Source organism: Nocardiopsis sp. iso_25, from assembly GCF_056173305.1.
The window spans coordinates 6175529-6200977 of sequence record NZ_CM149667.1; the positions used below are offsets into that span (position 1 = coordinate 6175529).

Consider the following 25449-nt stretch of genomic DNA (forward strand, 5'->3'; position numbering starts at 1 on the left):
TCGTACCCCCAACGGGATTCGAACCCGCGCTACCGCCTTGAAAGGGCGGCGTCCTAGGCCGCTAGACGATGGGGGCCCGTGTGACACGTCAAGCATAGGGGAGATTCGCAACCAACACCAAAGTGATAAGCGCGGCCAGTCGCCGCCTCCTCCACCGGCGGTGACGCGCGGGTCAGGGAGTCCGCTGCCCGTCGCCTGCCTCCTCCTCGGGTTCCTCCTCCGGCTCCTCGGAGGGCTCGCCCACCGGGCGCTGCGGGTCCGTCTCGATGTGCCGCTCGACCTGTGCCGAGGTCAGCCCGATGCCGCCCAGGTCGATGTCGTCGCGGGCCTGGAGGCGCCCGGTCTCGGCGTCGAAGTACAGCACCGAGGCCTGGTAGGGGGTCGGGCGGCCGGGCCCGTGGTCCAGCCCGCGCAGACCGGCCCCTCCGGTGGACCCCTGCACGAGGAACCTGGTGCCCAGGTCGGTCAGTTCGGTGGACCTGAGGTGGTCGTCGCCCGTCAGCACCAGCGGTACCACCCCGTCGAAGGCCTCCGCCTGCGTGCGCGTGTGCATGACGACCACGTCCACGTCCTCACGGGAGTCCACCACCTTCTCGGCCTCCTCCTCGCCGCGGGCGGCCACCTCGGAGGCGTCGGGGTTGAGCCGGGTCGCGTCCGGGTCGAAGCGGGGGTCCCCCGACCCGTAGAAGGTCAGGCCGCCCACCTCCTGGACCTCACCGTCCAGCACGACGGCGTTCTCCTGCGCCGCGACCGCGCGCTGCGTCCCCGTGGAGTCGTGTCGGCCGCGCACCCACACGTACGGCACGTCCAGCCCGCCGATCTCGTCGGCGAACGCGTCCTCGGCCGCGCTCCCCCGGTCGGTGAGGTCACCCGAGTCCACGACCATGTCCGCCCCGTACTGCTCCCGGAGCGTGCGGATGATGCTCCACGAGGCCGGGTTCAGCTGGATGTCGGACACGTGCAGCACGGTGATGACCGATTCGTCCTTCTCGTACACGGGAAGGGTGGAGGTCGCCTCGTAGATCATCGCGACGTTGCCGACCAGCCCCGCCAGCTGCTCCTGGTACTGGCTGAACCGGCCCACCACCTCCTCCGCGCTGCCCACCACCTGCGGGGCGCCCGCGATCAGCCCGGTGTAGCGCGGCTCGGCGATGGCGCTGGGGTTGAAGGTGTTGGCGGCCACGGCCCCGGAGGCCACGAGCACGCCCAGCGACACCAGGGCGCTGGCCAGGGCCCGCCACACGTCGCGGAAGAGCAGCAGCCCCACCAGGGCCGCTCCCAGGGCGGCGGCGACCACCGAGCGCACCAGCAGGCCGATCACACCGGCGCGCAGGTCGGCCCCGATCCCCGCGGCCATGCGGTTGATCGCCTCGGGGTCGGCGAACACCTCCTCGGCCGCGGACAGCCGGATGTTGGAGATCCTCGCCTCCAGCTTGATCGGGGCGCTGTGGGTGTCGAAGGCCAACTGCCCCAGCGGGGCCACGTCGACGACCGTCTCACCCCGCCACTGGGGGCTCAGGCTCATCGTGACGTCCGCGGGGCCGATGGGGGTGACCACCTGGCCGCCCAGGGCCAGGCCCAGCCAGCCGCCGACCAGGCCCGCGACGACGACGCACCCCCACCGCCACGCGCGGCCGGAGCGCAGCCGGTCGAAGGTGCCGCGGAGCCGTCGGAGGGCTCCGCGAAGGTCGTATCCGCGGATCGCTTCCCAAGACAACACACCCCCATCATGCCCCTCCGGGGAAGGCGTTCCCGTGTTTCCTCCCCTTCGAGAGCGTTATGTCTCTTCCGGCGCGTCGCGGGGAGGCAGCACAATGGCAGGTGTGGTGGAACTGACGCGCAGGGACTTCGAGGAACTGGTCGCCGACGCCCTCGACCAGATACCGCCCGAACTGGCACAGCTCATGGACAACGTGGTGATCACCGTCGAGGACGAGTCGCCGGAGGGGCTGCTCGGCCTGTACGAGGGCATCCCGCTGACCGAGCGGGGCGACTCCTACTTCGGCGTGCTCCCGGACCAGATCTTCATCTACCGGCGCAACATCTGCGCCTTCTGCGAGACCCCCGAGCAGGTGGTGGAGGAGGTGCTCGTGACAGTGGTCCATGAGATCGCCCACCACTTCGGGATCGACGACTCCCGTCTGACCGAGCTCGGCTGGGGCTGAGCCCGGGACTCCCCCGGCCCCTCGACCCCGGGCCGCGGTCTCCTTCGAATCACGCTTTTCGTCACTCTTCGCACATGTGAATCCACATCATGCTCATCGACAACATTCCGGCACAGCGGCACGACTCCGCGCGCACGCGCCGCGAGCAGTGGAAACAATCCGTCCAAGGCGACCTGACAACACGGACGAATCCACCCGGCATTCCTTACCCACAGCAACGAATCAGACACGAATTTCCCCAAACGGCTTGCGACGAAGCTCACCATCCGGAACTGTTGGTTATTGGGACACGACACAGCGTGATTACAACCCTGTAACAGTAAGGGAGTGCCGGGTGGCCAATCCGCGCCTCGACAACACACCTGACAACGGGGACCACGAGTCTTCGAGCGCCCCCGACAACGACGACTGGCGGAGCAGCTACCGCGACGTCATGGCGATCGCCGAGTTCCGGTCCGTCTGGCTCGCCCACGCGCTCTCGGTGATCGGCACGAACCTGCTGAACATCGCCACCAGCGTGCTCGTCTTCCAGATCACCGGCTCCGCGCTGGCCGCGGGCGTCACCCTGGCCCTGACCTTCCTGCCCCCGGTCATCAGCCCGCTCATCTCCGGACTCGCCGACCTCCTGCCGCGCCGCCGCGTCATGATCGCCTGCGACCTCGCGCGCGCGGCCGTGATCGTGCTCATCGGCATCCCCGGCATGCCGATCTGGGCCGTCTGGATACTGCTCTTCTGCTCGGTGGTGCCGTCGGTCCCCTTCGCCGCGGCCCGCGCCGCGATGATGGCCGAGATCGTCCAGGGCGAACGCTACGTCGCCAGCACGGCCATCATCCAGCTCACCTCACAGCTGGGCATGCTCGCCGGACTGGTCGCCGGCGGCCTGATCGTCGCCGCCATCGGCCCCAACATCGCCGTGATGTCGACCGGCGTCCTCTTCGTGCTGTCCGCACTCGTCGTGCTGCTGGGTGTGGCCGCGCGTCCGGCTCCCCGCGGGGAGCGGTCGGACCGCCCGGGGTTCGTCGCGATGACCCGCGACGGGGCCAAGCTGGTCTTCGCCGACCGCAGGCTGCGCACCCTGGCCCTGCTCGCCTGGCTCGCCGGCCTGTACGGCATCCCCTACGGGCTCGCCAACCCGATGGCCGAGGAGATCGGCGCCGGAGCGGCGGCGGCCGGGTTCATCATGGCGGGCTCGGCGATCGGCGGGTTCGTCGGCGGGTTCGTCCTGACCCGGTTCGTCCCGCCGCCCGTCCGCATGCGCCTGCTCGGCCCACTGGCCGTACTGGCCTCGGCGCCGCTGCTGCTGTGGCTGACCGAACCGCCGCTGTGGCTGATGGTGTCCGCCCTCGCGCTCTGCGGCGTCGCGGGCTCCTACCAGTTCGTGGCCAACGCGGCGTTCGTGCTGTGCGTGCCCAAGGAGGGCCGCGGTCTGGCCTTCGGGCTGGTCGCGGCCGGGCTCCAGGCCGCGCAGGGCGTGGGCATCCTGGTCGCCGGGTTCTTCGCCGAGCAGTTCGGCACCGGTGTCGTCATCGCCGCGGCCGGTGCCCTCGGCGTGGTCTGCGCGCTGCTCCTGGCCCTGCCGTGGTCGCGGATGGCCGGTGAGACCATCGACCGGATGAACGCGACCGGGGAAGGCGCCTAGGACTCCCGGCGCACCGTGTCCCTAGCGCTCCTCGCCGCGCTCCGCGGGGGCTTCGCGGGTCTGCTCGACCTCGCGCTCCTCCCGCGGGGTGCGCAGCTCGCGTCGTTTCCAGCCGGGTTGTGCTCTGAGGGTCCACATCAGCTCTGGCTCGGCTTTCCCTGGAAGTTGCGGATGATCTGCTCCAGCAAGGAGCGCTTCTCGTTCTCGGCCGGCATGATCAGCCAGGCCAGGATGTAGACGAAGACGCCGCTGAACCCGAGGAGCGTCAGGACCACGAAGATCAGGCGGACCAGCGTGGAGTCGACGTTGAGGAACTCGGCGATCCCCCCGCAGACGCCGGCGAGGTAGCGGTCGCTCCCACTGCGTCGGAAGCGCTTGCTCTGGAAGTTCTGGTTCATGTCTCCACCCTGCCCGCTCCTGACGACGATTCCCATCCGGGACAGCCCTGGGCGGCCCCTGACATCCCCCCGAGCCCCCGGAGGGGCCGGGCACGGGGTGCCGACGCGCCCCGCAGGGGTTGGACGCGGGCCGGAGCGCACGGCGTTCCGTCAGTGCCCTGAGGCGTGGAGCACACCGGCACGCGCGGACTGTGCCGCCGGAGGCGACGGGCCCGGCGGCCGGGTCGGGGTCCGGCCCCGGGATTCGGTCGCGGGGTCCGGTCGCGGGGTCCGGACACGGGACCCGGCGACACAGGGCCCGCGCGAGGGTTCGGACGGAGGCCTCGGTCAGTCGGCGGTCCCGGGCCTCCCGTAGACCTCGCCCAGGAAGCGGAAGTCGGTGCGCAGGCTGGCGCGGACGTCCGACGCCTCCTCGTTCTCCGAGAAGCGCAGACGCCTCATGGTGTGGCGCATCACCGCCATGGCCGCCGCCGCGACCACGACCGAGCGGTCGTCCTCGGCGGGGACGCCGGTCCGCTCGGCGATGGTGGCGGCGAGTTCCATCTCCACGGTGTGGAAGCGGGCGAGCATCCTGGGGACGAGCTGGGGCTCGCGGTCCATGAGCTGTTTGCGCAGGCGCATGTCGTCGCGCTGGGTGTCGAGGTCGTCGGTGCTGACCAGGAACGCGATCAGCATGGTGATGAGGTCCTCGACGAAGTCACCGGTGGGGCCGCCCTCCGCGAACTGCCTGCGCATGTCCTCGTCGGGGCACCGCGGGACCTCGCCCAGGAGGGCGTCCTCCTTGGTGGCGAAGTAGTTGAAGAACGTCCGGGTGGAGACGTCGGCCTTGGCCGCGATCTCCTCGACGGTCACGTTCTCCAGGCCGCGCTCCAGCGTGAGGCGGACGGCCGCGTCCTGGAGGGCACGGCGCGTGGCCTGCTTCTTGCGTTCGCGAAGCCCCAATGGTCCTCTCCCGTACAAGGTCGATCCTTGCAGTCCATGCAAAGTTTCCCACAAGTATCCCCCGGAACGGCGACCACGCGCGCCGGAGGGCACGGCCCCGCCCGTGCCCTGGGTTCTGTTTTTTGAGCCGGCCTCGGCTTGTGGGGGGTTGGTTCGGGCGCCCACGGGGTTCTGGAGGGGCCGGAGGCGGGTTCCCATGGGGGAACTGCGCCGTAGGCGTCGGTTGAGGGTGGTGGTGGGCGACGGGTGGGACGAAGCGGAGCGGAGGCCCAAAAAAACACTGCCTAGCGTCCGACGAAGCGCTCCGGCCGGACGCAGACGATGACACGCTCCTCGTCGGGGTTGTCCCACGGGTAGGGGGTCCCGAGGTACTTCTGCGCCATCTGGTTGATGAAGGCCTTGTCCCGGTCCTCGTCCACCCGGTCGACCACGCCGCGGACCTCCACGTACATGTAGGGGTCGTCGGGGTCGGTGGCCGAGACCGAGATCCGGCCGTCGCGCCTGAGGTTCTGGAGCTTCTGCCGCGTCGTGGTCTGGCTGAACCTGAGGAACTCCCCGTCCCAGTCGATCCACACGGGACTGGACTGGGGGGAGCCGTCCGGGCCGAGTGTGGCCACGTGTCCGAAGGCCGGTTTGCGCAGGACCGCCTGCTGCTTCTCCGAGAACGCCATGTCACTCCTTGTCGTCGGTTGACGCCGATGGCCTTGAGTACACCAACACGTCCCGCGGCGGACGCGGCGACGCGCCCGAGACGGACGGACCGTATCGGAGAACGGCCGGGAAGCCGAGGACCGACCTGTGCCCCGACGGCCCGAGACCCCTGGGGAGCCCCCCGGCCCCGGCCGCTCCCGCGCTTCCCCGCGAGGATCGCGGGCTGCCGCGGTCATGTGCCTCCCCCGTGGAATCCTGTCATTGCAGTAATTACTGCAATGACTGTAATCTCGTCGCATGAGCGAATCCCCGAGCGAACCCCCCGAGGAAGAACTGGCCTTCGTCGACGAGATCGCCGTGTTCTTCGAGCGCGAGGGCCTCCCCCTGATCGCCGGGAGGGTCGTCGGCTGGCTGCTGATCTGCGATCCACCGGAACAGAGCGCGGCCCAGCTCGCGCGGACCCTCCAGGTCAGCCGCAGCTCCATCAGCAGCGCCACGCGCCTGCTCACTCCCAGCGGCCTGGTCGAGGGGGTGCGCAAGCGCGGACAGCGCCAGGAGTACTTCCGGGTCGCCTCGGACGGCTGGAGCCGGATGCTGGAGCGCCGGTACGCCCGGACGGCCGCTTTCCGCGAGGTCACCGAGCGCGGGCTCGGCATGCTCCGGGATGCCCCGGAGGAGCGCCGCGAACGCCTGGCCAGCGTCCACGAGCTCTACGGGTTCCTGGAGACCGAACTGCCCTCGCTCTTCTCGCGGTGGCGGAGCGAACGCGACGGGAGCGGTCGGCGCCCATGAGCTCTCCGCCGTCGGACCCCTTCCCCCGCGTCCGCGTCGAGCGGCCCGAGGGCACCCTCAGCGTCATCACGGCGGGGCGGGGCACGAGCACGGTCCTGCTGCTGAGCGGGGCGGGCCTGGACAACGCCCTGCTGAGCTGGCGCCACATGATCCCGGCCCTGGCCGCCGGCCACAGGGTCCTCGCCCTGGACTGGCCCAAGCAGGGGCACAGCAGGCCCTGGAACGGCACGGCCGACCACACCCGGATGCTGGAGTGCGTCACCGCCGTCCTGGACCGCTTCGAGGTCGAACGGGCCTCACTGGTGGGCCTGTCGCAGGGCGGGGCGATCGCCCTGGCCTACGCCATCGACCACCCCGACCGGATGGACCGGCTCGTCGCCCTGGCTCCGGCCGGGATCATCTCGTTCCCTCCCCTGGTGCACCAGCTGCTGTGGCTGACGGCCAGGAGCCGCCTGCTCAACCACACGCTGCCCACGTGGCTGTTCCGCAGCCGCGAGGGGGTGGCCCGGTTCGCGCGCACCAGCCTGTTCGCGGGCCCGGTCGACGACTTCGACGACATCGTGGAGGAGATCATGCCCGAGGTACGGGCCAACGGCGCGGGCTCCTCCGACTGGCAGAACGCATCCATCGGCCCGTGGCGGATGAACGTGGACCTGCGACCCCGCCTGGGCGAGATCCGTTGCCCGACCCTGTTCGTCCAGGGGGGAGAGGACGTCGGCGTGCGCCCCCGGCACACCGTGGCCGCCGCTCAGCGGGTTCCCCGGTCCCGCCTGGAGGTGCTGGAGGGCCACGGCCACTGGGTCAACCGGCAGTCCCCCGAGCGGGTCAACGCGCTGGTGCGCGACTTCCTCACCGGGGCGGGGGCCTGACCGGACCGGCTGCGTCAAGGCGCGTTCCGCGCGGGACGCCCGCTGGCCCGCGTGCTCCCGGCCCCGGAGCGGCGGCGCGGACGCCCGGAGCGCCCGCGCCGCCACCGGGCCCCGCCGGGGCCTCAGGGGTCCCGGCGGAACGCCGTGTCCGGCTACGGGACCTCCGGGGCCTCGACGGACGACGCGGTGGCGGGGGCGGGCCCGGCCGGGCCCGCCCCCGGGGACGTCAACCGCGGAGGGCGGCCGCGACGATGTCCTTCACCTGGCCGACGATCGCCGCGCGGTCGCGCTCGAACTCGGGGTCGCTGACGCCGTCGCCGGGACCGAAGTCCAGGATTGGGGTGTGCACGTGACCGGCGGGGATGTCCAGACCGGTCGCGTCGCGCAGCAGGGTGTTGCGGTAGGCGATCTCGTTGGAGAGGTAGTCGCCCCCGCCTCCGGCCCGCGCCTCGGAGCCCGTGGTGGGCCCGTCCTCGCTCACCACCGGCTCGGTCCCGCCCTCGGGGATCTCGGTCACCGTGGTGTTGTCGACCACGGGGAACGGCGCGCCGGTGGTCTCCTCGACGATCGCGGGGTGGTCCAGGGAGGAGTCCGACCACTGCGGCTGCGGTGTGACGGTGGGGACGCCGTCCGGGACGGGCGCCATCTCCGCCGTGCCGACCGACTCGTTGTCCGCGGCGCCGCCGCGCCAGGCGCCGTTGTGGGCCTCCAGGTCGAACTGGCCCGGTCGGCCCTGGCTGACGGTGATGACCGCGTCAGCCGGGCGGTCGCCGGTGTAGTGCGGCAGGAGGGCCTCCTCGACCATGCCGTCGGTGAAGTCGCGCCAGCGCACCGGGAAGAGCATGGTCTCGACGACCGCGACGCCGGCGTCGGTCTCGATCACCGCCCCGTCCAGGGCGAAGGCGGCCGCGCCGGAGGGGTTGGCCTGGCGGATGTCGTTGTCGAGGCGGAACGGGTCGAACCCGGTCACGACGACGTGGAGGGCCTCGGGTTCCCCGGGGACCTCGGCGAAACCGGTGTCGTCGTGGCCGCGGGAGCGGCGGTCCATGTCGGCCACGAGCCCGGCGCGGTCGGCGTCGCTCAGCTCGAAGTCCGGCTGCCAGCGGTTGAGGGCCGAGGTCATGGCGAGCCGGGCCCAGTAGACCGGCCGGTCGTCCCCGGCGCTCAGGCTCCCCCCGACCTTCCCGTTCCCCTGGACCCGGTCCACCGCCTCGCGCCAGAGCGCGTCGCCGTGGCGTTCGACGACCGCGCTCGCCTCGTCCGTTCCGGACGCCGCGCACAGCTCCCGCGTGAAGCGGTCCACGTTCATGACGAACCCGGATCTGCGCAGGATCTCCTGCGGAACCTCCTCGGTGACCCGCGCCTCCTCGACGGTGGCGCCGTCCCGGCCGAGGCAGCCGGTCGCCTGCTCGGCCTGGGCCGGGGCGCCCAGGGCGAGGACGGGGGCGGCGATGAGCGCCGACGCCGCGATGCGGGGGATGGCCTGGTGGATGCGCACGCTAACTTCACTCCGTTGTTCGATGTGTTCGACAAAGAGGGGGGGAAGTAGGAGGTTCCCCGTTTGCCAGAAGTCACACCTTTCCCATGAGCCACGCCATCCCCGTGCCTCGAACAGGAGCGGTCGGTCTCGCCCGCTGCGTTCGTGTCCGGGTCGGGGCACGTGCGGGGCGCCGGCCCGGGCGACCGGGACAGCCCCGTGTCCACGCCTCCGGTCGGCGGGGCGGGCCCGGCGGGGAGCGTGTCGGCGGTCCGATGCCCACCGCGCCCGCGAAGGAGCCGGGCTACTCCAGGAGCAGGTCCGTCGCCTTCTTCCGACGTGAGTAGGACAGCGCGGTGGCCATCTCGTCCATGGCCAGCCGGACCCGCTCCAGCACCGCCGGATCGCGGAACTCGCCACGGGAGTCCACCCGTGCGGGAGCCCCGGAGACCGTGACCGAGTCGACCAGGACGCTCCCCATCAGGGTCAGCGTGGGAATCAGCGCGAGGTGGCCGCGCATACCGCCCGCCTGCCCCGGTGACGCGCTCATGAGGAGGGTCGGCTTGCCGGTGAGCCCTCCGGAGCCGATCAGCCAGTCCATGGCGTTCTTGGTGGCTCCGGAGGGGCCGTGCGCGTATTCGGGGGTGGCGATGATCACGCCTTCGGCCCGGTCGGCGCAGGCCCGGAACCTCGTGACGACCTCCGGCAGGTCCTCGTCGTTGTCGAGGTCGGGGTTGAACAGGGGGAGGCGTCCGGCCAGGTCACCGCCGACCACGGAGACGCCGGGGTTGCTGCGGCCCGCCAGGCGCAGCAGTGCGGCGTTGTGGGAGTTCCTGCGCAGACTGCCGCAGATACCCAGTACCGCCCACATGGCCGCTCCCCCGTTCCGAAGTCGTCAGCACAGTACCTCCCGAGGCTCCGGCGTGTTCGTGGAAGCCGCCGGAAACGGCGGATCGGGGCCCCGGCCCTACCCCGCCCGGGCCCGACTGTCCCGGTTCGTGGCACGGGACGGGACGGAACCGCTGTCAGCCGAGGCCGTCGGGGACGATGCCGAGTTTTTCCGCGATGCGGGCGAGGGCCTTCAGGTCGGTCGTGCTGAGCGGGTCGAGGACGGTGCGGCGCACGGAGCGCAGATGCGTGGGAGCCGCCGAGCGCACGAGGTCGAAACCGACGTCGGTGAGTTCGGCGAGGGTGTAGCGGCCGTCGTCCGGGTCGGGCGTCCGCACGGCCCAGCCGCGCTGTTCACAGCGTTTGACGACGTTGGACAGCCGGGAGAGCGAACCGCTGGCGAGGAAGGCCAGCTCCCCCATCCGCAGCCTGCGCCCCGGGGCCTCGGAGAGGTGGCTGAGCACGAGGTACTCGAACAGGCTGAGGCCGTTCTCCTGCCGCAGCGGTGACTCCAGCTTGCCAGGCAGCAGCAGGACGAGGGAGACCAGGCCCGTCCACGCCGCCTTCTCCTGCTCGTCGAGCCATCGCGGCTCCTCGTCGTCCCCGTGCCCTTCCGTGCCGCTCATGGGCCCTTCCGTGCCGCTCATGGAGCATCCCGCCCTTCCGGCGAATCCCGCCATCACTTGACGCTTGAAGTCATTGCTTGCTACTTTCACTTTACGCTTGAAGTCATCAAGGGGGTAATCCACCCCTCCGAAACGGAAGAGGGAGCATCATGAGCACCGTCACCTTCGGCATCGCTCCGGGCTACGGCGAGAAGCTGCACGCGGCCCTCGGCTACAGCGGGGCCGTCCGCGTCGGCGACCGGGTCGAGATCTCCGGTCAGGCCGGAGTGGACGACGACCTGGCCGTCCCCGACTCACTGGAGGAGGAGATCGTCCGGGCCTTCGACAACGTGGAGCGCACCCTCGCCACGGTCGGCGCGACCTGGAAGGACGTCATCCACGTCAACTCGTACCACAAGGTCGCGCCGGGAGACGACGTCATCGGCGACGACCACAACAGGGTCATGGCCGAGCAGTTCCGCAGCCGCCTCGGCGGCCGTGCGCCGATCTGGACCGAGACCGGCGTCACCGTCCTGGGCCTCGCCGCGATGCGCGTGGAGATCCGCGTCACCGCCATCGTCGGCTCCGGGAACTGAACCGCCGCCGCGCACAGCGGCCATGCCCTCGGGAGGACGGGGGTCGTCGGTCAGGACCCCGGCCCCGGCGACAGCCCTTTTCAGTCGGCGGTGTTCGCCGCGCCGTATCTGGCCTCCATCATCAGTACGGCCTCATCCACGACGCGTGCCGTCGACGCGTCGTCGGGGGACCAGTCGACGAGCAGCATCCGGGGCCAGAGGACGTAGTTGGAGATCATGCCGAGGAACTGGGTCGCCGCCAGTTCCGTGTCGTCCAGCCTGGCCGTTCCCAGGGCGTTCTCGGCGTCGAGATAGCGGCGCACCGAGTCGAAGTAGGGCATCTTGCCGCGTTGGAAGTGGGCCTCGCCCAACTCGGGGAAGCGCGGCAGTTCGGCGATGACGATGCGGAAGAGGGCCGCCATTCCGGGCCGGGTGAGGAGGGTGACGTACCGGCGGCCGAGCGCCGTCAGGCCCGCCCGCAGGTCGCCCGTCGGCGGGCGGAGGTCGCCGTCGTCCCCAACCGCCCAGGACTCCGCCACCATCGCGTCGAACAGCGCCGCCTTGGTCGGGAACTGCTTGAACAGAGTCGCCTTCGACACCCCGGCCGCCTCGGCGACCTTGGCCAGCGAGGTGCCGGCGTACCCGGCGTCGAGGAACAGGCGGGTGGCGGCCTTGATGATGGCCGCCCGCTTCTGCTCGGCGACGCGCCGGTGGTAGGGCGAGGTCTCCGTCGTCATGGGCACCACTCTACGCGAGGCGAGTCACTTGACTCACTACCTACCATGCGCGTAGCTTTGGCGAGGCGAGTCACTCGACTCACCATCATTGCGCAGGAAGGACCGCGTCATGGGACGCTTCGACAAGCAGACCGTTCTCGTCACCGGTGGTACCGGCGGGCAGGGGGCCAGCCACGTTCGCGCCTACCACCGGGAGGGGGCGAACGTCGTCATCGCCGCGCTCTCCGAAGGGCCTGGCAAGGAGCTCGCCGCCGAACTCGGCGAGCGGGCACTGTTCGTCCGCCTGGACGTCACCGACGAGGACGCCTGGTCGGCTGCGGTCACCGAGACCGAACGCCGGTTCGGTCCGATCGCGGTTCTGGTCAACAACGCCGGCGTCCAGAACCCCGCGGCGCCGATCGAGGCAACCGAACGGCGGGTCTGGGACCGCGTACTCGACGTCAACCTCACCGGCACGTTCCTCGGCATCAAGACCGTGGCCCCGTCACTGCGCCGCAACGGCGGCGGAGTGATCGTCAACATCGCCTCCACGATGGCCCACGCCGGGACCTCGCTCTACGCGCCGTACGTCGCCAGCAAGTGGGCGTTGCGCGGGCTCACCAGGACCGCCGCGCTGGAGCTGGGTCGTGACGGCATCCGGGTCAACTCCATCCACCCCGGCGTCATCTCCACCCCGTTGATCAACGAACCGATCGCCGGGCAGCCGCCCATCGCCGACTTCTACTCGCCCGAGCCGTACGCCGTCCCCCGAACGGGGACCCCGGCCGACATCACCGCTCTCCTCCTCCACCTCACCTCGGCCGACGCCTCGTTCGTCACGGGCTCGGAGTTCGTCGCGGACGGCGGGCTCCTGCTCGGCCCCGCCCTGCAACCCGATACGACGGCAGCCTGACCGGGTCGCCAGCCGCCCTGCACGTCCCCGCCGCCTCACCGTCACCACTCGGCTGTCCGACACCCGCGGAGTTCCGGAAGAGACAGCCGAGCACCGGGGCCCGAGAACCCGGGAACACGGCTCCGCAAGACCCTGTACATGCCAGAGCCTCCATCACACTCGGTACGAGACACATCGCGCGAGCGGCGGGCTTGCCGCCGATCAGCCTGCACGGGCTGCGCCACGGGCCGCGTCGATGAGCCTGGCCGTTGGGGCGGACGTCAAGGTGGTCTCGGCTGAGTTCGGCCACGCCACCACGAACTTCACCCAGGACACCCACCCGACTGTGTTCCCCGACGTAGCCAAGGCCGCCACAGAGGCCACCGCAGCCATGCTCAAACCCGCCACCAGCAGGGCATAGCCATCAGCACACCACCGGCCCCCGCTCGGACCAGCGGCACCATCGCCCGAGCGGGGGCCTCGCTGTGCGCCGAATCGAAGAGGTGCCGTCGAAGCGAGGTGTTGTTGGTGTGCTCGGTGGTGGCTCCACTGCCGCTACTACGCCTCCCCAGGCAGGGTGCGGGTACGTGCAAGCGGTGGGCAGCCTCGGGTCCTGGTGGGGTGTACCAGCCACCGAGAGCCCGTATGGCTACGGTAGAGTTGGCTCCGGCGACGGCCAGGACCATGCTCCGAGCCGTGTCGCGGGCCTCTAGCTCAATTGGCAGAGCAACGGACTTTTAATCCGTGGGTTCAGGGTTCGAGCCCCTGGGGGCCTACCCTCACTACCTTCGGACAACCGAAGACCCATTTAAGCCGTGTTCCACTCTGAGGCATAGCTGATCGGCATGGTTTCTGCCAACCGCAGAACCATCGCAACAACGTCCCCCTAGGAGACCCACTCAACACCGGGGTGTTCTTTCCACGTCTCAACGCTCTACGGTTACGCGTTCTCCCCTCCACCCCAACGCTGTGGACGTACCAGAACCGTCTCATGCGTGGTTGGACATTCCTGGCAGCTCATCGGTCGATCATCACTATCGAACTCCTTCCATCCTTGGCTTTCACCGGATGGGCTGCGGTCCGCCCACTGGAAACTTTGGCTGCGATCAGAGATCTCATGAGTGCCCCTTCGATGAACACGACTACTGAGGCCGTCTCCGCCGAACCGGCGATCGTGGCATCGACCTCTGCCCTGGGGTTCGCCCTGGTAGTCTCAGCGCTGGTTTTCTTTCACCGAAGGATCGTTCGAGAGGGCGCTTCGGAGCCCTGAGCAGTGATAACAAGAGGAGGGCATTAATACATGATTTACGTTGAAAGGCTCAGTAAATATTTCGGCAGGCGGACCCTGTGGTCAGATTTGGACCTCACGATCCCTTCTGGGCAGATGACAGCTTTCGTGGGACCCAGCGGCGCAGGAAAATCTACACTCCTTAACTGCATAGGACTGCTCGAGACAGTCGACACAGGCCGCATCGTATTCAAAGAAAAAGACCTTACTAGACTGAGCGCCTCCGGAAGGCGTCGGTTCCGGCGCGACACCCTCGGATATCTTTTCCAGAATTATGCTCTGGTCGAGAATGCAACGGTGGCAGCAAATCTCGACATAGCCAAAAATGCAGGATCTCGGTTGGCCCTGCGCCGACGCATCGACTACCGAGAAGTATTGGAGCACGTAGGCCTGGCCGGGCGCTCCAAAGAGAAAGTTCACCACCTCAGCGGAGGTGAACAGCAGCGAGTGGCACTAGCTCGTCTCATGGTCAAGCGACCGGCCATCGTGCTTGCTGACGAGCCGACCGGAGCTTTGGATGAAGCCAACACCCGTATGGTGATCAACGTGCTTCGAGAAATGAGCGACCAAGGGTGCGCGGTAGTGGTTGCCACACACGATGACTGGGTCAGAGACAGCTGTGACGAAACTTTCTCGGTGGATACTCGGGAAATGAGCTCCGCGCCCGCCTTTGACTAATAAGCCCAATCGGTCCGCAGCATTCGGTGTTCAATGAAGAAACCTCCGGAGGTTTGCAGAGGAGGACGTCTCGTTCGCTCCCACTGTCATTATTTCCGATCCAGCGTTATGTTTCCGCTGGGTCGGGGATACCTGGCACCGCAGTCAACGGATCATGGCGCCAATCAGCCCTGAGGGTAACCAGCACAGATTCAGAAGCGATCTTGCAGGCGAGCATCAGGCACCTTCCGGTTGGGCTACGATGATCCCCTCGACCCGGGCGGCCATGAGAACAATTGTCCACCCGTTCCCACCGAGAATCCGATCATTATCGGATGAACTCATCGGCCTGACTCATCCCGCTCACACCATCACCCTCCTCCCCCTAGAAGAAACCCATGCCGATCCGCGGTATCGCTTTCGCACACACGGCCTTTCTCCTGCTCTCCGCACTCCTGTCGTTCCTGGTCGCCAGAGAGCTTTTGGAAGCCACGCCGGACCCCGAGGCGACGCTCGTGCAGGTGCAGGGCGGCAACACGGCCGCCGAGCAGAACGGTGTCTCGGAGGCGATCGTGTCCTTCGCCGAGGAACACAGGGTGAATATCGCCCTGGAAACCGCCGATGTGCGCGATCCAGGAGGTCTACGCCATCTCCACATAGCCGTGGGGAACCCCGAACAGCCCGGCGCTTCCTGGCTCGACGAAGGCTATCCCGGCCTCTCCTTGGACCATCGGACCGAGGTCCACCCGTGGAACGAGGCAGCTGAACTGGATCCGCGCGGCACCTACCACCTCTTCGGCGAGGAAGGCAGCGCGACGGCCTTCCTCGACGCCATGTCCGTGTACGGGCTGGACGGTTACGTCGCTCCGGAGTACCAGACGGTCGAGTGGTTCGAGATCGTCCGGGACGCCGCCCTGTTCGACGCCTTCACCGTCGCCCTCCTGTGCGGAGTGATCGGTATCGCCACCAGCGTGCTGCTCAACGCCCGCTCCTACGCCGTCCTGCGCTTGCACGGCATGTCGCCGTCCCGAATCCTTCTGCGTGACCTGAGGCAGCTGGCACCGTACTGGTCGGCTGTCGCTGTGATCACCGCGATGCTCATGACGGCGCTCCTCTACGTCCACGGAGCGCTGCCGCGTTGGGGGCTGCTCCTGGAAGTGGCCCTGTTCTACCTCTCGGCGTTCAGCGCCGCAGGGGTCGTCGCACACGTCGCCGCGCTGGCTCTGGTGCACGCCACCGACGTCCTTCCTGCCCTCAAGGGCCGGCTGGCCGTGCGGCTGGCCACTGTCTCCACCTACGCCGTCCGCGTTCCAGCCCTGGTCCTCGTCCTCGGTCTGATGGCGAGCCTGGCCCTTAGCCTTCAGGTTCTCCAAGGCCAGCGCCAAGCCCACGAAGCCTTCACCGAGGCCGGTGACATCTCCCGGTTCCACTTCTCCCAGTCGGCGGACGAATTGCAGGGGCAGGAGACGACACAGGCGTTCGGTGAGTCGCTCCGTGCTCTGGACGAGCAGGGGCGGCTTCTCCTCGCGGCTCCCGGTGGGAGCGGTTCCATCCTGCGTACAACGGCCGTGCCCGAGGACCTGGCCCTGATCGTCGTCAACGACACGTACCTGCGACGGCATCCCGTCCTGGATCCCGAGGGGAGACCGTACGGCCCCTCCACCGGCAGCGATGAGGTGCGTGTACTGGTCCCCGAGACCCACGCCGACCTGACGGCCGTTCTCCAGGAGGAGGTCGGACTGTGGCTGCGTGAGTCCTGGGAGACGAACGACGGCGTGCCCCCGCGTACCCGGGTGGATACGGCACCCAGCCAGGCCGGGCAACAGTTGTTCACCTACGGCGCCACACCCCTGGGAACCCAGAACGACGTGCCCTTCGCCCGGGATCCCGTGATCGTCGCCGTACCCAACGGCTCCGCGGCCCTGCACCCCTTCGTCCACTACCACTCCTACGCCACCGTGGGCGCGGCCCTCCCCCTCGACCGGAAGGGTGCCCTCGAGGTCGTGGAGGAACAGGAACTGTCCGCCTACGTCGACAGCGTCCAACCGGTGGTGCTGGCCGCCGCCGATGAATACCGGGAGGTCTCCGCCCAGGTCCGCATGGAAGCAGCGACCCTCATCGCCGCGCTCTGCGTCCTCCTCGTCACCGGAATCACCGTGTGCGTCGTGCACGCCCGGGCACACGGCCAACTGGTCCTGGCCCGACACCTCCACGGTTGGCGTTTCCTGACCACGCACCGGTCGCTGGTGACTTTGGAAGTAGTACTCGCTGTCTTCTTCGTCGGGTGGGCTGTGTGGAACACGATGGGGAATCTGGCGTTCTTCGATGCCTCGTCGGCGGCGGTTCCGAGTGACACCGCCATGCGAGCCGTGGTCGTGGAGCCCTTCATGGCGTCGGGGATCTCCGTGACGAGCTTGGGGCTGATGGTGGCGGTGCTGGCGCTCTTCCACCGCCGTATCGTTCGTGAGTCCTCGGCTGCCGCATAGAGGTGGAGGCACGGGCGAGGCTGAAGAGCGCACATGGAGCGAAACCCAGGTGGAATGGGCGCCCGATTTGTGAAGTGCACCCGTCCTGACCTGCGGGTTTGTCGCGGGCAAGCGGTGTGATCACGCTTATTAAAAGTCCGTTGCTCTGCCAATTGAGCTAGAGGCCCGCGACACGGCTCGGAGCACGGTCCCAGCCATCGCCGGAGCCAACTCCACCGCAGCCACAGGGGCTCTGGATGGCTGGTACGTCCCGGTGGAACCGAGGTCGCTCATCGCGCGCGCCTCCGCGCCCGTGCCCGCGGAGGCGCGTGGCGGCAGCGGAGCCGCCACCGAACAGGTCGTCCACACCGCACCCGCCGCGACGGCGCCCTGCAGGGTTCAGTGCACACCGTTGAACCCCGCCCGTGCGACGGTGCTGCCAGCCCGGACAGGAACTGAAGGTGTGCCTGTGGTTACGCTCTTCGGGTGGCGGTGTGGGTGCATCGCCGACGGCCTCGACTCGACCGAGGAAACTGTTGCAGGTCATCGGCCTCTGCCCCCATCCGACCCGACCGGCCGTGGACGGCCGCCACGCATCGCGTCCCCCCGGGCTCGAACTGACCGACCGGCCGTGGACGGCCGCGGTGCCGAAGTGGCTTCACGCACCGTCGAACACCACCCCCACCGGCAAGGAGCGAAGAAAACCCCCATGAGAACGAAGAAGTCACTGCTGAGCACAGCCGCCACCATCGCGCTGCTGGCACCCGCCGCGTTGTACCCCCAGGCCGCCTACGCGGCTCCCGTGGAAGTGGCTCCGGCCGCTTCCTACAAGGAGAACGGCTTCGAGGGTCCCACCGCAGGGAGCGGCTACACGCTCGACGAGTGGGCCCGGGACGGGTGGGACGCGCCCTGGTCGCTCGGCATGGGCGACCGGACCGTGATCGACGACACCGCACCGGCGCACAGCGGCGACCAGTCGCTGCGGGTGCTCTATCCCGAAGGGAAGATCGGCCCCGAGGAGTCCGGCGCCCAGGCGCCCTTCGAACTGGACAGCGCGCCCGAGTACTACCTGTCAATGTGGCTCAGGTTCGACGAGGACTTCAGCTGGGGCGACACCCTGTACTCGGGCAAGGTCGGCATCGGACTCGCCGGCGGAGGGTCCTGCTCCGGCGGGATGACCTGCGACGGGACGAACGGGTTCAGCTCCCGCTTCATCTGGCACCGCGCGACCGGCGACGCCGCGCTGTACTACTACCACATGGACAAGGAGGACACCTACGGCGACTACGTCGAGCTGGAGCAGAACGGCTCGGTCCTCAGGTGGCCCAGAGGCGAGTGGGTGAACGTTGTCCAGCGGGTCAAGGTCAACTCCGTGAACAACGGCCGGGCGAACCACGACGGAGAGATCGAGGTCTTCTTCAACGGGGAGCCCGCGGGTGAGGTGACCGGATTGCGCTTCGTCACCAACGGCGACCAGGTCGACAGGGCCTACTTCAACAGCTTCGCTGGCGGCGCCACCACAGAGTTCGCGCCACGTCACGACAGCTACATCTGGTACGACGACATCAAGGTGTCCACCGACCCCTCGGACATCTGCGAACTCGACGGCTGTCTCTGACCGGCCCGTGGTGCGTACGGGAAAACAAACGGACCCCTTTCGGCACGGGCCGCACCCCACAACCGCGCGCACCGGGCCTCGGGGCCGCCGTCTTCGGCTGTCGGAGACACACGAGCCCCCGGTGTTCCTTTCCACATGAAAGTTCAGCCTTGACTTAATTTGGGAAGAATGCCCGCCCGAAGCGGCTGCGGCGGTACACGCCTGCGGCAGGTCACACTACGGCGGAAGGCGAGACATGACGGGCGACGGCTGGGACGTCATCGTGGTGGGTGCGGGATCGGCGGGCGCGGCGCTCGCGGTCCGCACCGCCGAGAAGGGCGGGCGGGTCCTCCTGTTAGAGGCCGGACCGGACTACCGTTCGGCGCAGATGCACGAGGCGTGGCGCTCACCGAGCCCGGCCGTCGCCCTGATGGACCCCGCGGCCCTGGAGGGGATGCTCTGGACGGGCCTGGACTCCTCGCGCACCGACAGCCAGGAGCGGGCGCCGTACTGGCGGGGCCGGGGCGTCGGCGGCAGTTCCTCGGTCAACGGCCAGATCGCGATCCGGCCCCCGATGGCGGACTTCGAGGACTGGGCCGCCCTCGGCTGCCCGGGCTGGTCTCCGGAGGACGTCCTGCCCTACTTCGCCCGGCTGGAGGACGACGAGGAGTTCGGCGACGAGCCCCACCACGGGCGCGGCGGCCCGACTCCGATCCACCGGACTCCGCGGGAGCGGTGGGGGGCGGTCGACGCCGCGCTGTGCGACTCCGCTCTGGCCGCCGGGTTCGCGTGGGCCCCCGACGTCAACGCCCCGGGCGCGACGGGGGTCTCGCCCTATCCGATCAACTCGCGCGACGGGCGCCGGGTGTCGGTCAACGACGCCTACCTGGAGGGGGCCCGGAAGCTGGACAACCTCACCGTCCGCGGGGACGCGCTGGTGGACCGGGTCGTCTTCGACGGTGACCGGGCCGTGGGGGTCCGTTACGTCACCGGGGGCGGCGCGGTGACCGAGCACGCCGACACGGTGGTGCTCAGCGCGGGCGTCATCCACTCCCCCGCGATCCTGATGCGCTCGGGTGTGGGCCCGGCCGACCACCTGCGCTCCCTCGGCGTCGACGTGCTCCAAGACCTTCCCGTGGGGCTGGGCATGCAGGACCACCCGATGGCGATGCTGGCGCTCCCGCTGACCGGGGAGGCGTCCGTGAAGTCCCCGCACGACCGGCACACCAACGTCTGCGTCCGCTGGACCAGCGGCGCCGACGCCCCGGTCAACGACATGATGTTCATCGCCATGAACCAGAACGTGCTGGCCATGGCGTCCGCCTCCACCGACGCCGTCGCGGGCGCCTACGGCGTGTGGCTCAACCGGAACCACTCCCGCGGGGTGCTGACGCTGGCCTCGGCCGACCCCTCGGAGCAGCCGCTGGTGCGGCAGCGGATGCTGTCCGACGAGCGCGACCTCTCCCGGCTGCGCCGGGGCGTACGGGAGCTGGTGGACCTGGCCAGCTGTCCCGAGACAGCCGCCGTCACGAAGGGGTCGCTGGAGGAGGCGAACCGGGAGCTGTTCGCGGCGCTCGACGACGACCGCGCGCTCGACGCCCACCTTCTGGCGACCGTGGGCGACGCGCAGCACGGCACCAGTACGTGCCGCATGGGCTCTCCCGGGGACGCCAGCACCGTGGTCGACTCCGCGTGCCGCGTGCTGGGAGTGGAGGGCCTGCGCGTGGTCGACGCGTCGGTCTTCCCCTCCGTGCCCCGTGCCAACACCAACCTCGCCGCGATCATGGTCGGCGAACTCATGGCCGACCGCCTCGGCTGAGGGGTCGCACGGCCGCCCGGCCGCCCGGCCGCCCGCGCCGCCCGCGCCGCCGCGTCCGAAGCACCTCGCGCGGGTCGCGGTGACGCCGTCTCCCCGGCGGGCCTCTCCGCGCCGCCGGGGTCAGGCGGGCGGGCGGCCCGGAGCGTCGGCACGGGGAGCATCGCCGGACCCGGTTCCCTCCTCCGGGCGCCGCCGCTCCAGCAGGACGGTGTCGCGCCAGACCCCGTGGTGGCGGGCGACGCGCTCGCGCACGCCCACGGTGCGGTAGCCCGCCTGGTGGTGCAGGGCCAGGCTGGCGCGGCTCTCGGGGAAGACCGAGGTCTGGAGCGTCCACAGTCCGGCGGCGCGGGCCTGTTCGACGAACCGGAGGCCGCGGCCGACGGCGGCTGCTGCGGGTCCGCGCCCGAGGCCGAGCGGGGGCCCGCGGCGCGGTAGACCCCCTACCTCCGCTCCGGGGCGAACCGCCTGCGCCAGGCCAGGGACACGTACACCAGGCCCACCAGCACCGGCACCTCGATCAGCGGGCCCACCACCCCGGCCAGGGCCTGCCCCGAGGTCACCCCGAACGTGGCGATGGCCACCGCGATGGCCAGCTCGAAGTTGTTGCCCGCCGCCGTGAAGGCCAGCGTCGCGGTGCGGTCGTAGTCCATCCCGACCGCCTTGCCGAAGGCGAAGGTACCGAACCACATGAGGGCGAAGTAGACCAGCAGCGGCACCGCGATACGGGCCACGTCCAGCGGTTGGCTGGTGATCCGGTCCCCCTGGAGGGCGAACAGCAGCACGATGGTGAACAGCAGGCCGTACAGCGCCCACGGGCCGATCCGGGGCAGGAAGGCCGACTCGTAGCGCTCGCGGCCCATCCGCCGCTCGCCGATCCGACGGGTGAGGAACCCCGCCGCCAGCGGGATGCCGAGGAAGATCACCACGTTGAGCGCGATGAGCCAGGGGGAGGCGTCCAGGCCGCCGGTGTCCAGGCCCAGCCACCCGGGCAGCAGGTCCAGGTAGAACCAGCCCAGCAGGCCGAAGACCAGTACCTGGAAAACCGAGTTCAGCGCGACCAGCACGGCGGCGGCCTCGCGGTTACCGCAGGCCAGGTCGTTCCAGATGATGACCATCGCGATGCAGCGCGCCAGGCCGACGATGATCAGGCCGGTGCGGTACTCGGGCAGGTCGGCCAGGAAGACCCAGGCCAGCGCGAACATCACCGCGGGGCCGATGAGCCAGTTGATCACCAGGGAGGAGACCAGCAGCCGGGTGTCGCGGGTGACGGTGTCCAGCCGGTCGTAGCGGACCTTCGCCAGCACCGGGTACATCATGACCAGCAGGCCGAGCGCGATGGGCAGGGAGATCCCGCCGACCTCCATGGCGGCCAGAAGTTCGTTCAGCCCCGGGACCAGGCGCCCCAGACCCAGGCCGACGGCCATGGCGAGCAGGATCCACACCGCGAGGAACCGGTCGAGGAACGACAGTCTCGCGACGACGGATCCGTCCGTACCACTGGTGGTCCTGTCGGTCGAAGCCATCAGCAGGGCCTCCTGTTCGCGGCGGCGCCGCTGGCGCGGGCGGTGGCGGCGAGCCCGGACAGGGCCCCGGAGAGGTCCTCGATCCGGTCCGGGCACAGCCGGTAGTAGGTGAACCGGCCGCAGGGCTCGGTCTCCACCACCCCCGCCTCGCGCAGGATCCGCAGGTGGTTGGACAGGTTGGTCTGGCGCGCCCCGGTCTCCTCGACCAGGTGCGTCGTGCACAGGGTCTCCCGGGCGAGCAGGGTCACGATCCGCAGCCGGAGCGGGTCTCCCAGCGCCCTCATGAGGTCAGTGTCGACTGATATCAGCATGCGCTGATATTATCCCCGCAGTCGTCGCCGACGATCCGTCGGACGCCCTGCCCTTTTCCCGGGAATTCGGTTCTTTCGGGAAACCCGATCCGCGTCCGGTCCGGCGCCTTCCCGTCCCGTCCGGACCGGGACCGCCCACGGCCGCACGCGGTCCGCGCCCCGGCGGCGGCCGCCCACCACCGAGACGAAGCGGAGACGAGTGACCGTGACCAGTCCCGACAAGCCGTCCGTCCTGTTCGTGTGCGTCCACAACGCGGGCCGCTCCCAGATGGCCGCCGCCTGGCTGTCCCACCTGGCCGGGGACCGCGTGGAGGTCCGCTCCGCCGGATCCGCGCCCGCCGACGCGCTCAACCCCGCCGTGGTCGAGGCCATGGCCGAGGTCGGCGTGGACATCACCGGCCAGCGGCCCAAGATCCTCACCACCGAGGCCGTCGAGGCCTCCGACGTGTGCGTGACCATGGGCTGCGGCGACACCTGCCCGGTCTTCCCCGGCAAGCGCTACCTGGACTGGACCCTGCCCGACCCCGCCGGTCGGGGCGTGGCCTCCGTCCGCCCCATCCGCGACGAGATCAGGGAGCGCGTCGAGGAACTGGTCGGCGAGCTCCTTCCGGGTGCGCGGCCTTAGGTCGTGTTCCTTGGAACATTGCGGTCCCGCCCGTCGCCCTCCACCACCCTCGAAAGCCTCCGCGGAACACTCCCCAGGGGCCTTCCGGCACTCCTCGGCCGCCGCGGTCCGCAACCCTCTCCCCCGGGTGCGCCGCCATAGGACGTGCTCACTCCGGGCGGCCCCGACGCCCTCCCCGGCATCCCCTCCGGGTGGTCCGCGGCACGCCGGCATCGCGCGACAAGGCGCGCACGTGAACGGCACCCAACGGTGATCCGTCCGGGAGGCAAAGGATTGACCGTTTCCCGGCCCCGTCCGGAGAGGTCCCCGCCTGCGCCACCCGTGGTCTCCCGCGGAGGGAGCGGGTCTCACCGAACACCCGCCCGGACCGTCCGCGGGCCGGACAACCTCGTGCGCGGTCCCCCCTCCGGTGCGCACGGCGGCCGCCGACCGGACGGCCCCGCGCCCCCTCCGCACGCGTGTTCGCACCCGCCCGGAAGTGGAGGCGCAACGGCGTCGTTTCCGCACCCGGTGATGCCACGCCGACCCGAAGACCTCAGTAAGCTTCGTGGGCCACCCCCTTTTCCCCGAGCGCGCCCCCGCCGTGCCCTGTCCACCGTCGCCGCGTCCCGCCGAGGAAGGCGACCGAAGCAGCTGGAGCAGACTCTGCCGTGTCCCTCTTCGAAGCAGTCGTCCTTGGCCTGGTCCAGGGACTGACCGAGTTCCTCCCGATCTCCTCCAGCGGACACCTGCGCGTGGTGTCGGCTCTCTTCGGCTGGCCCGACCCCGGCGCCGCCTTCACCGCCGTCAGCCAGATCGGCACCGAGCTGGCCGTGGTGATCTACTTCCGCCAGAGGGTCTGGGCGATCCTGTCCACGTGGACCAGGTCGCTGGTCAACCGCGAACTGCGCAGCGACATCAACGCGCGCATGGGCTGGTACGTCATCCTCGGCTCCATCCCCATCGGGGTCCTGGGCCTGCTCCTGGAAGACCAGATCGACAGCGTCTTCCGCGACCTGCGCCTGATCGCGCTGAACCTCATCATCTTCGGCGTCATCCTCGGCATCGTCGACCGGTACTCGCGCAAGCACCGCACCCTGGAGGACCTCAACGTCTCCCGGGGCGTGACCTTCGGCCTGTTCCAGGCGCTCGCCCTCGTCCCGGGCGTCTCCCGGTCGGGCGGCACCGTCACCGGCGGGATGCTGCTCGGCTTCAAGCGCGCGGACGCGGCCGAGTACGCCTTCCTGCTGGCGCTGCCCGCCGTCTTCGCTTCGGGCCTGTACAAGCTGACCGACATCGGTGACAACGAGTACGCCGGGTGGGGCGCCACCATCGTGGGCACGCTCATCGCGGGCGTCGTCGGCTTCGTGGTCATCGCCTGGCTGATGCGCTTCATCTCCACGCACAGCTTCATGCCCTTCGTCTACTACCGCGTCGGCCTGGGCATCCTCGTCCTGGCGCTGGTGAGCTGGGGCGTACTCGACCCGCAGGGTGGCGCGGGCGCGCAGCCCGCCCAGAGCGAGATCGTCAGCGAGCAGGAGACGCCGAGGGAGGAGTCCGAGCCCGAACCGGAGACCGGCACCGAGGCCGGCGCCGGGACCGGCCCGTCCTCCGAGACGTCCGCGGAGCCGTCCGAGGCGCCCTCCGAGGCGGCCGTGCCGACCGTCGACCCGGTCACCGGCTGGGAGATCGACCCCGAGGTGGGCCTGCCCCGCAACCCCGAGACCGGGCTCTACCACGACTCGGACCTGGGCATGGACGTGGACTACGACCCGGTCACCGGCCTGGCCACCAACCCGGTGACCGGTGAGGCCTACGACCCCAAGGCGGCCGGTTAGGGGGCTTCGCCCCACCGGACACGGGCACACGACCGAAGCAGGGCTCCGCGACGGGGCCCCTCGCCCGGGGGCGCGGCGGTCCCCCGCCCGGGGGCACAGCACAGCAGGGGACCGGCGATGTCCGCCGGTCCCCTTCGTCAGCCTCCGAGGCCCCGCACCGCGGTGTCCAGCCGCCGTGCGAGGGCCTCGGTCTCCTCCGGACCCGGCCGCGCGCCGCCGCGCTCCGACAGCAGGTCGGCGCGGCCGATCACGCGCAGCGCCCCCGCATAGCGCGGTTCGTCGAGGTCGGTCTCCTCTGCGACGTCGGCCCGGCCCTCGTGGACGACCAGCACCGGGTCGCCGTCCTCCGTACTCAGCAGCCGAGCCACGTGCTCGGCACGGACGGTCTCCACCGCCGCCTCCTCGTGCTCCTCGTACGACTCCTGTCGTCCCCGCCTGCCCCGGGACGGCCGCGGTGAACACGGCGGTCGCACGCAGCCCCCGGGCGGCCCCAGGGCCGGTCCGGAACTCGGCGCACCGCGCGAATCACGGTCCCGCGCATATCATCTTCGGGTGAACAACGGCTGACATCGGTCCACTGTGCGGACCCGCGCACTGCGAACTGGAGTTGTCGAACCGCGTTCTCCCGCGCAATTACCGGGACATTTCTCTCCGGAACCCGCTTCGACCAGGGGATACGTTCAGGTCCGCACTGCCCGGGGACGGCGCGCGGACGCCGGGCTCACCGGTAGGGCCTAC

The 25449-nt window shown here is 69.9% G+C and carries 23 protein-coding genes, 2 tRNA genes and 2 pseudogenes; 14 read left to right on the forward strand and 13 right to left on the reverse strand.

Annotation, left to right across the window (positions count from 1 at the left end):
* Positions 1–3 precede the first annotated feature (3 nt).
* Together AC0VX6_RS26610 and AC0VX6_RS26615 are read right to left on the reverse strand one after the other, a co-directional pair.
* Positions 4–76 (reverse strand) — tRNA-Glu (locus AC0VX6_RS26610).
* 96 nt (positions 77–172) lie between these two features.
* On the reverse strand, positions 173–1717 hold the full coding sequence (locus AC0VX6_RS26615) for a metallophosphoesterase family protein (RefSeq protein ID WP_475469450.1): 1545 nt from the start codon (positions 1715–1717) through the stop codon (positions 173–175).
* A 97-nt stretch (positions 1718–1814) separates the two neighbouring features.
* On the opposite strand from AC0VX6_RS26615, the gene AC0VX6_RS26620 reads away from it, so the two are divergent.
* A complete protein-coding gene (locus AC0VX6_RS26620; protein WP_013155455.1) occupies positions 1815–2165 on the forward strand; it encodes a metallopeptidase family protein in 351 nt (116 codons plus the stop codon).
* A 334-nt stretch (positions 2166–2499) separates the two neighbouring features.
* A complete protein-coding gene (locus AC0VX6_RS26625; RefSeq protein WP_274975172.1) occupies positions 2500–3804 on the forward strand; it encodes an MFS transporter in 1305 nt (434 codons plus the stop codon).
* Between the two features lie 137 nt (positions 3805–3941).
* On the opposite strand, the gene AC0VX6_RS26630 is transcribed toward AC0VX6_RS26625, so the two are convergent.
* The 3 genes from AC0VX6_RS26630 to AC0VX6_RS26640 all read right to left on the reverse strand — a co-directional run bounded on the left by AC0VX6_RS26630 (position 3942) and on the right by AC0VX6_RS26640 (position 5815).
* Positions 3942–4202 (reverse strand): PspC domain-containing protein, encoded by a 261-nt coding sequence (locus tag AC0VX6_RS26630; protein ID WP_274975173.1) that lies wholly within the window; start codon positions 4200–4202, stop codon positions 3942–3944.
* 327 nt (positions 4203–4529) lie between these two features.
* On the reverse strand, positions 4530–5144 hold the full coding sequence (locus AC0VX6_RS26635; protein ID WP_475466654.1) for a TetR/AcrR family transcriptional regulator: 615 nt from the start codon (positions 5142–5144) through the stop codon (positions 4530–4532).
* Between the two features lie 284 nt (positions 5145–5428).
* Complete coding sequence (locus AC0VX6_RS26640; protein ID WP_274975175.1) at positions 5429–5815, reverse strand: PPOX class F420-dependent oxidoreductase; 387 nt, start codon at positions 5813–5815, stop codon at positions 5429–5431.
* 277 nt (positions 5816–6092) lie between these two features.
* Here AC0VX6_RS26640 and AC0VX6_RS26645 point away from each other — a divergent pair, with 277 nt between their 5' ends.
* Both AC0VX6_RS26645 and AC0VX6_RS26650 read left to right on the forward strand, forming a co-directional pair.
* The gene (locus AC0VX6_RS26645; protein ID WP_274975176.1) at positions 6093–6587 is read left to right on the forward strand and encodes a GbsR/MarR family transcriptional regulator; all 495 of its coding nucleotides are present in this window, start codon (positions 6093–6095) and stop codon (positions 6585–6587) included.
* Positions 6584–7456: an alpha/beta fold hydrolase gene (locus tag AC0VX6_RS26650; protein WP_475466656.1), complete on the forward strand. Its 873-nt coding sequence runs from the start codon at positions 6584–6586 to the stop codon at positions 7454–7456. The genes AC0VX6_RS26645 and AC0VX6_RS26650 overlap by 4 nt, the downstream gene beginning before the upstream one ends.
* A gap of 226 nt (positions 7457–7682) precedes the next feature.
* Here AC0VX6_RS26650 and AC0VX6_RS26655 read toward each other — a convergent pair whose 3' ends face one another.
* The 3 genes from AC0VX6_RS26655 to AC0VX6_RS26665 form a co-directional block, all read right to left on the reverse strand.
* A complete protein-coding gene (locus tag AC0VX6_RS26655) occupies positions 7683–8954 on the reverse strand; it encodes a pyroglutamyl peptidase (protein WP_475466657.1) in 1272 nt (423 codons plus the stop codon).
* Between the two features lie 283 nt (positions 8955–9237).
* Positions 9238–9804 carry an NADPH-dependent FMN reductase gene (locus AC0VX6_RS26660; RefSeq protein ID WP_274975179.1) on the reverse strand — a complete coding sequence of 189 codons (567 nt, stop codon included), beginning with the start codon at positions 9802–9804 and terminating at the stop codon, positions 9238–9240.
* A 154-nt stretch (positions 9805–9958) separates the two neighbouring features.
* A complete protein-coding gene (locus tag AC0VX6_RS26665; RefSeq protein ID WP_274975180.1) occupies positions 9959–10447 on the reverse strand; it encodes a MarR family winged helix-turn-helix transcriptional regulator in 489 nt (162 codons plus the stop codon).
* Positions 10448–10596: 149 nt separating this feature from the next.
* Here AC0VX6_RS26665 and AC0VX6_RS26670 point away from each other — a divergent pair, with 149 nt between their 5' ends.
* Complete coding sequence (locus AC0VX6_RS26670) at positions 10597–11022, forward strand: Rid family hydrolase (RefSeq protein ID WP_274975181.1); 426 nt, start codon at positions 10597–10599, stop codon at positions 11020–11022.
* A gap of 80 nt (positions 11023–11102) precedes the next feature.
* Here the strand turns inward: AC0VX6_RS26670 and AC0VX6_RS26675 are convergent, their stop codons facing one another.
* Positions 11103–11738: a TetR/AcrR family transcriptional regulator gene (locus tag AC0VX6_RS26675; RefSeq protein WP_274975182.1), complete on the reverse strand. Its 636-nt coding sequence runs from the start codon at positions 11736–11738 to the stop codon at positions 11103–11105.
* 109 nt (positions 11739–11847) lie between these two features.
* On the opposite strand from AC0VX6_RS26675, the gene AC0VX6_RS26680 reads away from it, so the two are divergent.
* The 7 genes and pseudogenes from AC0VX6_RS26680 to AC0VX6_RS26710 all read left to right on the forward strand — a co-directional run bounded on the left by AC0VX6_RS26680 (position 11848) and on the right by AC0VX6_RS26710 (position 20435).
* Positions 11848–12630: an SDR family NAD(P)-dependent oxidoreductase gene (locus AC0VX6_RS26680; protein ID WP_475466659.1), complete on the forward strand. Its 783-nt coding sequence runs from the start codon at positions 11848–11850 to the stop codon at positions 12628–12630.
* Between the two features lie 173 nt (positions 12631–12803).
* Positions 12804–13030: pseudogene (locus AC0VX6_RS26685) on the forward strand (site-specific integrase); the annotation flags it as partial.
* 282 nt (positions 13031–13312) lie between these two features.
* Positions 13313–13385: transfer RNA gene (locus AC0VX6_RS26690), tRNA-Lys, on the forward strand.
* A 524-nt stretch (positions 13386–13909) separates the two neighbouring features.
* A complete protein-coding gene (locus AC0VX6_RS26695; RefSeq protein ID WP_475466660.1) occupies positions 13910–14575 on the forward strand; it encodes an ABC transporter ATP-binding protein in 666 nt (221 codons plus the stop codon).
* A gap of 377 nt (positions 14576–14952) precedes the next feature.
* Positions 14953–17040: a hypothetical protein gene (locus tag AC0VX6_RS26700; protein WP_475466662.1), complete on the forward strand. Its 2088-nt coding sequence runs from the start codon at positions 14953–14955 to the stop codon at positions 17038–17040.
* 688 nt (positions 17041–17728) lie between these two features.
* A complete protein-coding gene (locus AC0VX6_RS26705; protein WP_274975249.1) occupies positions 17729–18637 on the forward strand; it encodes a polysaccharide lyase in 909 nt (302 codons plus the stop codon).
* Between the two features lie 235 nt (positions 18638–18872).
* Positions 18873–20435, forward strand: a complete 1563-nt coding sequence (locus tag AC0VX6_RS26710) for a GMC family oxidoreductase (protein ID WP_475466663.1) — start codon at positions 18873–18875, stop codon at positions 20433–20435.
* A 120-nt stretch (positions 20436–20555) separates the two neighbouring features.
* Here the strand turns inward: AC0VX6_RS26710 and AC0VX6_RS26715 are convergent.
* The 3 genes and pseudogenes from AC0VX6_RS26715 to AC0VX6_RS26725 all read right to left on the reverse strand — a co-directional run.
* Positions 20556–20843, reverse strand: a pseudogene (locus tag AC0VX6_RS26715) (N-acetyltransferase family protein); the annotation flags it as partial.
* Positions 20844–20875: 32 nt separating this feature from the next.
* Positions 20876–21958 carry an ACR3 family arsenite efflux transporter gene (gene arsB, locus AC0VX6_RS26720; RefSeq protein ID WP_274975251.1) on the reverse strand — a complete coding sequence of 361 codons (1083 nt, stop codon included), beginning with the start codon at positions 21956–21958 and terminating at the stop codon, positions 20876–20878.
* Positions 21958–22242 (reverse strand): ArsR/SmtB family transcription factor, encoded by a 285-nt coding sequence (locus AC0VX6_RS26725; RefSeq protein WP_248774720.1) that lies wholly within the window; start codon positions 22240–22242, stop codon positions 21958–21960. Before AC0VX6_RS26725 ends, arsB begins: the two co-directional genes overlap by 1 nt.
* Before the next feature lie 232 nt (positions 22243–22474).
* Between AC0VX6_RS26725 and AC0VX6_RS26730 the strand changes: the two genes are divergently transcribed.
* Entirely contained in the window at positions 22475–22894 is a 420-nt protein-coding gene (locus tag AC0VX6_RS26730) for an arsenate reductase ArsC (protein WP_274975252.1), read from the forward strand.
* 650 nt (positions 22895–23544) lie between these two features.
* Entirely contained in the window at positions 23545–24711 is a 1167-nt protein-coding gene (locus AC0VX6_RS26735) for an undecaprenyl-diphosphate phosphatase (protein WP_475466664.1), read from the forward strand.
* Positions 24712–24848: 137 nt separating this feature from the next.
* On the opposite strand, the gene AC0VX6_RS26740 is transcribed toward AC0VX6_RS26735, so the two are convergent.
* Positions 24849–25103: a hypothetical protein gene (locus AC0VX6_RS26740; protein ID WP_274975254.1), complete on the reverse strand. Its 255-nt coding sequence runs from the start codon at positions 25101–25103 to the stop codon at positions 24849–24851.
* Positions 25104–25449: the final 346 nt, after the last annotated feature.

What these genes read in the sequence shown, in the direction of transcription:
- AC0VX6_RS26620 (WP_013155455.1), top strand. Translation starts at nt 1,815, where the DNA reads ATGGCAGGTGTGGTGGAACTGACGCGCAGGGACTTCGAGGAACTGGTC.
- AC0VX6_RS26630 (WP_274975173.1), bottom strand. Translation starts at nt 4,202, where the DNA reads ATGAACCAGAACTTCCAGAGCAAGCGCTTCCGACGCAGTGGGAGCGAC.
- AC0VX6_RS26640 (WP_274975175.1), bottom strand. Translation starts at nt 5,815, where the DNA reads ATGGCGTTCTCGGAGAAGCAGCAGGCGGTCCTGCGCAAACCGGCCTTC.
- AC0VX6_RS26645 (WP_274975176.1), top strand. Translation starts at nt 6,093, where the DNA reads ATGAGCGAATCCCCGAGCGAACCCCCCGAGGAAGAACTGGCCTTCGTC.
- AC0VX6_RS26650 (WP_475466656.1), top strand. Translation starts at nt 6,584, where the DNA reads ATGAGCTCTCCGCCGTCGGACCCCTTCCCCCGCGTCCGCGTCGAGCGG.
- AC0VX6_RS26660 (WP_274975179.1), bottom strand. Translation starts at nt 9,804, where the DNA reads ATGTGGGCGGTACTGGGTATCTGCGGCAGTCTGCGCAGGAACTCCCAC.
- AC0VX6_RS26665 (WP_274975180.1), bottom strand. Translation starts at nt 10,447, where the DNA reads ATGAGCGGCACGGAAGGGCACGGGGACGACGAGGAGCCGCGATGGCTC.
- AC0VX6_RS26670 (WP_274975181.1), top strand. Translation starts at nt 10,597, where the DNA reads ATGAGCACCGTCACCTTCGGCATCGCTCCGGGCTACGGCGAGAAGCTG.
- AC0VX6_RS26675 (WP_274975182.1), bottom strand. Translation starts at nt 11,738, where the DNA reads ATGACGACGGAGACCTCGCCCTACCACCGGCGCGTCGCCGAGCAGAAG.
- AC0VX6_RS26680 (WP_475466659.1), top strand. Translation starts at nt 11,848, where the DNA reads ATGGGACGCTTCGACAAGCAGACCGTTCTCGTCACCGGTGGTACCGGC.
- AC0VX6_RS26695 (WP_475466660.1), top strand. Translation starts at nt 13,910, where the DNA reads ATGATTTACGTTGAAAGGCTCAGTAAATATTTCGGCAGGCGGACCCTG.
- AC0VX6_RS26700 (WP_475466662.1), top strand. Translation starts at nt 14,953, where the DNA reads ATGCCGATCCGCGGTATCGCTTTCGCACACACGGCCTTTCTCCTGCTC.
- AC0VX6_RS26705 (WP_274975249.1), top strand. Translation starts at nt 17,729, where the DNA reads ATGAGAACGAAGAAGTCACTGCTGAGCACAGCCGCCACCATCGCGCTG.
- AC0VX6_RS26710 (WP_475466663.1), top strand. Translation starts at nt 18,873, where the DNA reads ATGACGGGCGACGGCTGGGACGTCATCGTGGTGGGTGCGGGATCGGCG.
- arsB (WP_274975251.1), bottom strand. Translation starts at nt 21,958, where the DNA reads ATGGCTTCGACCGACAGGACCACCAGTGGTACGGACGGATCCGTCGTC.
- AC0VX6_RS26725 (WP_248774720.1), bottom strand. Translation starts at nt 22,242, where the DNA reads ATGAGGGCGCTGGGAGACCCGCTCCGGCTGCGGATCGTGACCCTGCTC.